A 6,682-nucleotide genomic window follows, 5' to 3' on the forward strand; every position below is an offset into this window, starting at 1 on the left:
CGCGGTGTCGCTTAAACGAACATCGACAACAGCAGGATAAAGCCCAGCGCAACCACGGACAGGATGGTTTCCATCGCGGTCCAGGTCTTGAAGGTTTCCGCCACGGTCATGTTGAAGTACTGCTTCACCAGCCAGAAACCCGCGTCGTTGACGTGAGACAGGACCAACGAACCGGCACCGGTGGCCAACACCAGCAGTTCACGGTTCACACCTGGAATCATCCCAACCACTGGCACCACAATGCCCGCGCCGGTAATGGTCGCCACGGTGGCCGAACCGGTTGCCACGCGAATCACCGCCGCCACCAGCCACGCCAACAGAATCGGCGAGATCTGTGCGTTCACCGCCATGTGGCCGATCACGTCACCCACACCGCTGGTCACCAGCATCTGCTTGAAGCCACCACCGGCACCAATGATCAGAATGATCGCGGCAGTCGGCGCAAGGCTCGCATCGAGCCATTTCAGAATGGTTTTCGAATCAACACCCTGACGGTGACCGAAGGTGTACAGCGACAGCAGCAGCGCCAACAGCAGCGCTGCGATCGGGTGACCGATCAGGTCCATGAAGGCGCGTACAAAATTGCCTTCAGGCAGCACCACGTCGGCAAAGGTCTTGAGCAACATCAGGAGCACCGGCAGCAGCACAGTGATCAGCGTGATATTGAAGCTTGGCAGGGTTGCCGTTTCAGGCTCGTGCGCCAGTTGATCCACCAGTTCCTGATTTGGGTGACCGGGGATGTACTTGGCAATGAACGTACCGAAGATCGGACCGGCAATAATGGCCGTTGGCAGCGCAACAATCAGCCCATACAGAATGGTTTTACCGATGTCGGCACCGAAGATGCCGATGGCCAGCAACGGACCCGGGTGCGGCGGGACCAGACCGTGCACGGCAGACAAACCGGCCAGCAACGGGATACCGATCTTGATGATCGACACGCCGGTGCGGCGCGCCACAATGAACACCAGCGGAATCAGCAGTACAAAGCCGATTTCGAAGAACAGCGGGATGCCGACCAGGAAGGCCGCGAACATCATCGCCCACTGCACTTTATCTTTACCGAACGCGCGAATCAGGGTCTGGGCAATCTGGTCCGCCCCACCCGACTCGGCCATCATTTTGCCGAGCATGGTGCCCAGCGCCAGGATGATCCCGACAAAACCAAGCACCCCACCGAAACCGTCCTGGAACGCCTTGATGATGGTGCCGACTGGCATGCCGGAGGTCAGCCCGAGAAAGGCTGCCGCAATGATCAGGGCTATAAACGGGTGGAACTTGAACTTGGTGATCAGGACGATAAGCCCGATCACCGTGACCACTGCATCGAGCAGCAGGAACGTCTCGTGGGACATGCCAAACATTAGGGGTGTCTCCTGGTTGTTGTTGTTATTAAAGCGGGTAATTCGAAAGCCATCAGGACAGCGCTGTCTTTTTCGGGAAAATTCATCCCGCGTGTTTGAGGCCGTGAGCCTGCCACCAGATATGCGCCTGTGCTGCCAGTTGCTCGACGCTGAAGGTCGAGGCATCCAGCGCCAGGGTCAACGGCTCGCCAACAGGGGATTCGAGTGTGGCGAACTGGCTGTCGATCAGGGTCGAAGGCATAAAGTGCCCCGGCCGATGCGACACACGCTCGGCGGCGACTTCGGGAGTCAGTTCAAGGAAAACGAAACCCAGGCCCGGCAAGGCGCTGCGCAATACTTCGCGATAGCTGTGTTTGAGGGCCGAGCAGGTCAGCACCGGGCGTTCGCCCTTGGCGTCGATGCGGCGCAATTCGTCGCACAGGCTGTCGAGCCAGCCGGCGCGGTCTTGGTCGTTCAGAGGGATACCCGCGCTCATCTTTTCGATATTGGCGGCAGGGTGAAAAGAATCGCCTTCAATGGCAGTGGCGCCGCTGAGCTGGCACAAGGCCTCGCTGACGCATGTCTTGCCGCAACCGGCAACGCCCATGATGACCAGGGCGGTGATGGGATTATTCATGTAACACCTCAGCGCGCAGACAGCGCTACCTTTGCCAGCTATGACACTCGATCAAAAGTAGAAGTTGCCGACGCCTTCTTGTCATTTTTGTGGGTTGCAGCATGTTCGCTCCCAATGCCGAAAAGCGAGGTTCAGGCAAAACTCGCTTACACATTTGCAGCTGCTTCGGGACAGCGCTACCTTAGTGCCTTGAATTTTGTTTGGCAAGCCGCCCGATGACCTCTTCTAAAAACGATAAAAATACACGCACCACTGGCCGCCCGACGTTGAACGAAGTTGCACGCCTGGCCGGTGTCAGCCCGATCACCGCCTCTCGCGCCCTGCGCGGTGTCAGTACCGTGGCCACGGAACTAGTGGAAAAAGTCCAGAAAGCCGCGCTCGAACTCAACTATGTGGTCAACCCCGCCGCCCGCGCGTTGGCCTCGGCGCAGAGCCATTCAGTAGTGGTGCTGGTGCCATCGCTGTCCAACTTGTTGTTTATCGATACGCTGGAAGCCATTCATCAGGTGCTTCGCCCCAAGGGCTTCGAAGTGCTGATCGGCAACTTCCACTACTCACGCGATGAAGAAGAAAACCTGCTGCGTAACTACATGGCGTATCAGCCTAGGGGTTTGCTGCTGACCGGTTTCGACCGCACGGAAAGCTCGCGGCGGATGATCGAAGCCAGCAACATCCCCTGTGTGTACATGATGGAACTGGACAGCGCGGCAGGTGTGAATTGCGTGGGTTTCTCGCAATTGGCCGCCGGCGAAACAGCGGCCGAACATTTACTGTCACGCGGTCGCAAGCGCCTGGCCTACATCGGCGCGCAACTGGACCAGCGCACGTTGCTGCGTGGCGAAGGGTTCCGCAAAGCCCTGCAAAAGGCCGGTTTGTATGACCCGGACCTTGAAGTGCTGACCCCGCGCGCCTCCTCCGTCGGACTGGGCGGTGAGTTGTTTGTGCAGCTGCTTGCCAGTCACCCCGATGTCGATGCGATCTTTTTCGGCAACGACGACCTGGCCCAGGGTGCGCTGCTCGAAGCCATGCGCTGCGGGATAAAGATCCCGGGACAAGTCGCCATCCTCGGCTTCAACGACCTGCCGGCCTCGGCCCACATGGTGCCGCGCCTGAGCAGCATCAGCACCCCGCGCGAGGCGATTGGCCGGCGGTCGGCGGAGTTGATGTTGACGTTGCTGGCCGGCAACTCAGTGGCCAAACCGGTTCAGGACATGGGGTTTGAGTTGAAAATCCGGGAAAGCACCTGAGTGCTCCTTCCCGCACCGTCAAGCAGCGCATCGCCCATGCCGTGGGTTTTCAACTAACCTTGATAGTGTTCCTCATCCAGCTTGATAACGCTGAAAGTCTGTTAGATTCCTGAAGCGTCGAATCGCTAACGGAGTAGCTCAATGACCCATGCACTGAAAATTCTCGGTAAAGCGTCGTCCATCAACGTCAGAAAGGTCCTGTGGACCTGTGAGGAACTGGACGTTCCCTACGAGCGCGAGGACTGGGGCAGCGGTTATGCGTCCACCCACACGCCGGAGTTTCTCAGGCTCAACCCCAATGCGCAGGTGCCAGTGATCATTGATGACGCCGGCGTGTTGTGGGAGTCCAATACCATCTGCCGCTACCTGGCCGGCAAACACCAGAACACTGAGCTGCTGCCGCACGAACCGGTAGCGCGTGCACGGGTCGAACAATGGATGGATTGGCAAGCCACCGAACTCAATCCCTCCTGGAGCTACGCGTTTACCGCATTGGTGCGCAAGGACCCGGAGTTTCAGGACGAACATCGGATTGCTGTCGGAATACGCGGCTGGAACCAGAAAATGGCCATCCTCGAACATCAACTCGCGACCACCAAAGCCTATGTCGCCGGGGCTCATTTCACCCTCGCCGACATTGTCGTCGGGTTGTCCGTCAACCGCTGGCTTATGACACCCATGGAGCGGCCGGACTTCCCCGCCATCGACGAGTATTTCCAACGGCTGGCACAACGCCCGGGCTTCCTGAAACACGGCTGTAACGGCCTGGCATGAGTGCGCGGCGGTTAAACCGCCGCCGACACACTACAAGCTTGCACTCACCTTGCTGGCCACCTCCCCCGGTACCCAAGCCTTCCACACTTGCGGCTGCTCCCGCAGAAACGCCTGAGCCACCTCACGCGGTGGCAGACGTTTTTCGCTCATCTGCCCCAACGTCCGGTTCAGCAGATCGATCGGTAAGTCGACCTTTTCAAAGAACGCCACCAGGTCCGGGTACTGCGCCTTGAACGGTGCCGACACGCCAATGGCCAGGCTGGCCGGCATCGAGCGCGTGCCCTTGGGGTTCGGGTTATTCGCATCGGCCAGGGTTTTCCAGGCTTGCGCGTCGAACGGCGGCTCTTCCAGCTTCACCAGTTTGAAACGACCCAGCAGCGGCGTCGGCGACCAGTAATAGAACAGCACCGGTTTGCCACGGCGGATCGATGAGGCGACCTCGGCATCCAGTGCCGCACCGGAACCGGTGCGGAAGTTGACGTAGCTGGCGGTCAAATCGTAAGCCTTGAGTTTCTGACTGTTGACGATCTCCGACGTCCAGCCGGTCGGGCTGTTGAGGAAGCGGCCACGGCTCGGGTCTTCCGGGTCGCGAAACACGTCCTTGTACTTCGCCAGATCAGTGACGGACTTCAACTCCGGTGCCAGCGGTTTGATACCTCGTTCCGGGTCGCCCTTGATCACGTATTCCGGCACCCACCACCCTTCGGTGGCGCCTTTGACCGTGTCGCCCAAACCGAACACCTTGCCCTCGGCAGACGCCTTGACCCACGCCGGACTGCGCCCGGCCCACTCTTCGCCGATCACCTGAATGTCGTTTTTGGCCAGCGCTGCTTCGAGGCTGACGGTGCTACCCGGCAACGTGTCGGTCGGGTAGCCATAGCCCTTTTCGACAATCAGCCGCAGGATTTCGGTGATCAGGCTACCGCTCTCCCACGTGATGTCGCCGAAGTGAATGGGGGCGACTTTTTCCGCCGCCGGAACCTGGCTGGCCACCAGGCTGAGCGCCAGCAGCGAACTGCCTAGCAGGGTTTTGATCGATCTCATGCGGACCTCCGGGTCAAGAGTTGGCTGGCGCTGTGTTGGGCGCACAGCGCGTGGGAGCGGGTCATGTAAACGCTGACCGAACGCTGGGAGATGCCCAGTTCGGCGGCAATTTGCGGGTAGGTCAGGCCGTCGACGCGCGACAGCAGGAAGGTCGCCCGGACCTTGCCCGGCAGGCGTTCAAGGGTGCGGTCCAGAAGGTTCAGAGTTTGCGAGAACTGCAGCAATTCTTCAGGTGATGGCGCACCAGGCAGGTCCGCCAGTTGTAAGCGTTCGAGGTGCTGACGCTCCAGACTATCGCGGCGCCAGAGTTCATAAACCCGCCGACGGGCGATGGTGGTGAGCAACGCGCGCGGCTCACGAATGGGTGTCAGGTTCGGGCAGTCGAGCAATTGCACGAAGGTGTCGGCGGCAATGTCCTCGACAGGTGCGCCGGCGCCGAGATGTCGACGCAAGCTCGCGCAAAGCCAGGGGTAATGGGCGCGGAACAATCCGCCCACGTGGTTGCGATGGGACAGGTCGGCGCCGGACATAGAGGCTCCAAGGGTTAGGGGTCGCTGAATGTCCGGTGATCCGGTGGCGCGATCCTAACAAGGAGCCTTATTCTTTAATAATATTTAAAAAGCATTTTTATATTCGATCTGGAAATTTCAACGTAGACGGCCGTATCCCAGGACTTGCGCTTCTTGTTCGTAGTCGAGGACGAGCTGATAGTCGATTTCGCGGGCAGGCAGCACCTCTTTTATTCCGAGGATTTGCGCGACTTTTGGGAGTTCGCTCAACGTCTGATTCATCACCTGCCGCAGGTGCTCAGCCTGTTCAACCGAAGTCCCGGCGGCTGAGATGTACGGCAAAGTCGGACTGAGCGCGCTGCGGGCAACGACGCGCAGGCCGGCGACTTCTTCGCGGGCATGGTGCGCCAGATAAGCAAAGGTCACGCTGTCGATAGCCGCCAGATCTGCTTGATCTTCACGCAGCCAGCGCAGGCTTTCGCGGTGGCTGCCGCTGATGGCGACACTGGCAAAGAACTGTCCGTCGCGATGCAGCGGCGCCAGTCGATGGCGCAGCAGGTTCATGCCGCTGTTGGAATCTTCGTCATTGATCACGCCACGGCTGTCGCGAAAGTCGGGCAAGGTCTGCCTGGGATCATCGGCGCGACTCAACAGCAGGCTGCAATGGCTACCACCGCTGCTGTCAGGCAGTTCATAACGAGGCCGCCCGATCACCCGGACCTGACCGCGCAATGCCGTCATCAGCGGGTAACCGCAGGTTTGGGTCAGCAGCAGATGCGGGGACAGCCAGAGGTCCGTCAGTGACAGCTCTGCGGCATCAAAGCGACTGCTGCCGAGCCGTTCAAGAATGCGCGTCAGCCAGCGCTCGTTGGCGTGACGGATCGGCTCTGGGGCGACGTACATCAGCAGTTCGGCAAGGTGTTGGGTCATCAAGTATCTTCCAGACAACTAATTCCCCTGTGGGAGCGAGCTTGCTCCGGGCGGCGTTCCGACGATGAGGGCGTATCAGTCGACATTGATGTTGAATGCCAGGCCGCCATCGCGAGCAGGCTCGCTTGTATGTTTAGACTTGAAGGGGTGGGCGGGACTAAAAGCTCGATTCCGACTCTAGCCAGTACGGACCGTGGG

Annotated in this window: 7 protein-coding genes; 2 read left to right on the forward strand and 5 right to left on the reverse strand. The window is 59.6% G+C overall.

From position 1 onward, the window contains the following. Positions 1–11: 11 nt before the first annotated feature. Positions 12–1,364 carry a GntP family permease gene (locus J2Y56_RS12675; RefSeq protein WP_007945395.1) on the reverse strand — a complete coding sequence of 451 codons (1,353 nt, stop codon included), beginning with the start codon at positions 1,362–1,364 and terminating at the stop codon, positions 12–14. Positions 1,365–1,446: 82 nt separating this feature from the next. After that, on the reverse strand, positions 1,447–1,980 hold the full coding sequence (locus J2Y56_RS12680; RefSeq protein WP_150779101.1) for a gluconokinase: 534 nt from the start codon (positions 1,978–1,980) through the stop codon (positions 1,447–1,449). A 215-nt stretch (positions 1,981–2,195) separates the two neighbouring features. Between J2Y56_RS12680 and J2Y56_RS12685 the strand changes: the two genes are divergently transcribed. Continuing rightward, entirely contained in the window at positions 2,196–3,227 is a 1,032-nt protein-coding gene (locus J2Y56_RS12685) for a LacI family DNA-binding transcriptional regulator (protein WP_007945397.1), read from the forward strand. Between the two features lie 141 nt (positions 3,228–3,368). Continuing rightward, complete coding sequence (locus J2Y56_RS12690; RefSeq protein WP_007945398.1) at positions 3,369–4,001, forward strand: glutathione S-transferase family protein; 633 nt, start codon at positions 3,369–3,371, stop codon at positions 3,999–4,001. A gap of 30 nt (positions 4,002–4,031) precedes the next feature. On the opposite strand, the gene J2Y56_RS12695 is transcribed toward J2Y56_RS12690, so the two are convergent. From J2Y56_RS12695 to J2Y56_RS12705, 3 genes are all read right to left on the reverse strand, one after another. Then, complete coding sequence (locus tag J2Y56_RS12695; protein ID WP_310350514.1) at positions 4,032–5,045, reverse strand: ABC transporter substrate-binding protein; 1,014 nt, start codon at positions 5,043–5,045, stop codon at positions 4,032–4,034. Next, positions 5,042–5,575: a sigma-70 family RNA polymerase sigma factor gene (locus J2Y56_RS12700; protein WP_007945401.1), complete on the reverse strand. Its 534-nt coding sequence runs from the start codon at positions 5,573–5,575 to the stop codon at positions 5,042–5,044. The genes J2Y56_RS12695 and J2Y56_RS12700 overlap by 4 nt, the downstream gene beginning before the upstream one ends. A 117-nt stretch (positions 5,576–5,692) precedes the next feature. Continuing rightward, the gene (locus J2Y56_RS12705; RefSeq protein WP_310350517.1) at positions 5,693–6,484 is read right to left on the reverse strand and encodes a PhnD/SsuA/transferrin family substrate-binding protein; all 792 of its coding nucleotides are present in this window, start codon (positions 6,482–6,484) and stop codon (positions 5,693–5,695) included. Positions 6,485–6,682: the final 198 nt, after the last annotated feature.

The sequence above is a fragment of the Pseudomonas sp. BE134 genome, assembly GCF_031456105.1.
Lineage (GTDB): Bacteria > Pseudomonadota > Gammaproteobacteria > Pseudomonadales > Pseudomonadaceae > Aquipseudomonas.

What these genes read in the sequence shown, in the direction of transcription:
- J2Y56_RS12695 (WP_310350514.1), bottom strand. Translation starts at nt 5,045, where the DNA reads ATGAGATCGATCAAAACCCTGCTAGGCAGTTCGCTGCTGGCGCTCAGC.
- J2Y56_RS12685 (WP_007945397.1), top strand. Translation starts at nt 2,196, where the DNA reads ATGACCTCTTCTAAAAACGATAAAAATACACGCACCACTGGCCGCCCG.
- J2Y56_RS12675 (WP_007945395.1), bottom strand. Translation starts at nt 1,364, where the DNA reads ATGTTTGGCATGTCCCACGAGACGTTCCTGCTGCTCGATGCAGTGGTC.
- J2Y56_RS12690 (WP_007945398.1), top strand. Translation starts at nt 3,369, where the DNA reads ATGACCCATGCACTGAAAATTCTCGGTAAAGCGTCGTCCATCAACGTC.
- J2Y56_RS12705 (WP_310350517.1), bottom strand. Translation starts at nt 6,484, where the DNA reads ATGACCCAACACCTTGCCGAACTGCTGATGTACGTCGCCCCAGAGCCG.
- J2Y56_RS12680 (WP_150779101.1), bottom strand. Translation starts at nt 1,980, where the DNA reads ATGAATAATCCCATCACCGCCCTGGTCATCATGGGCGTTGCCGGTTGC.
- J2Y56_RS12700 (WP_007945401.1), bottom strand. Translation starts at nt 5,575, where the DNA reads ATGTCCGGCGCCGACCTGTCCCATCGCAACCACGTGGGCGGATTGTTC.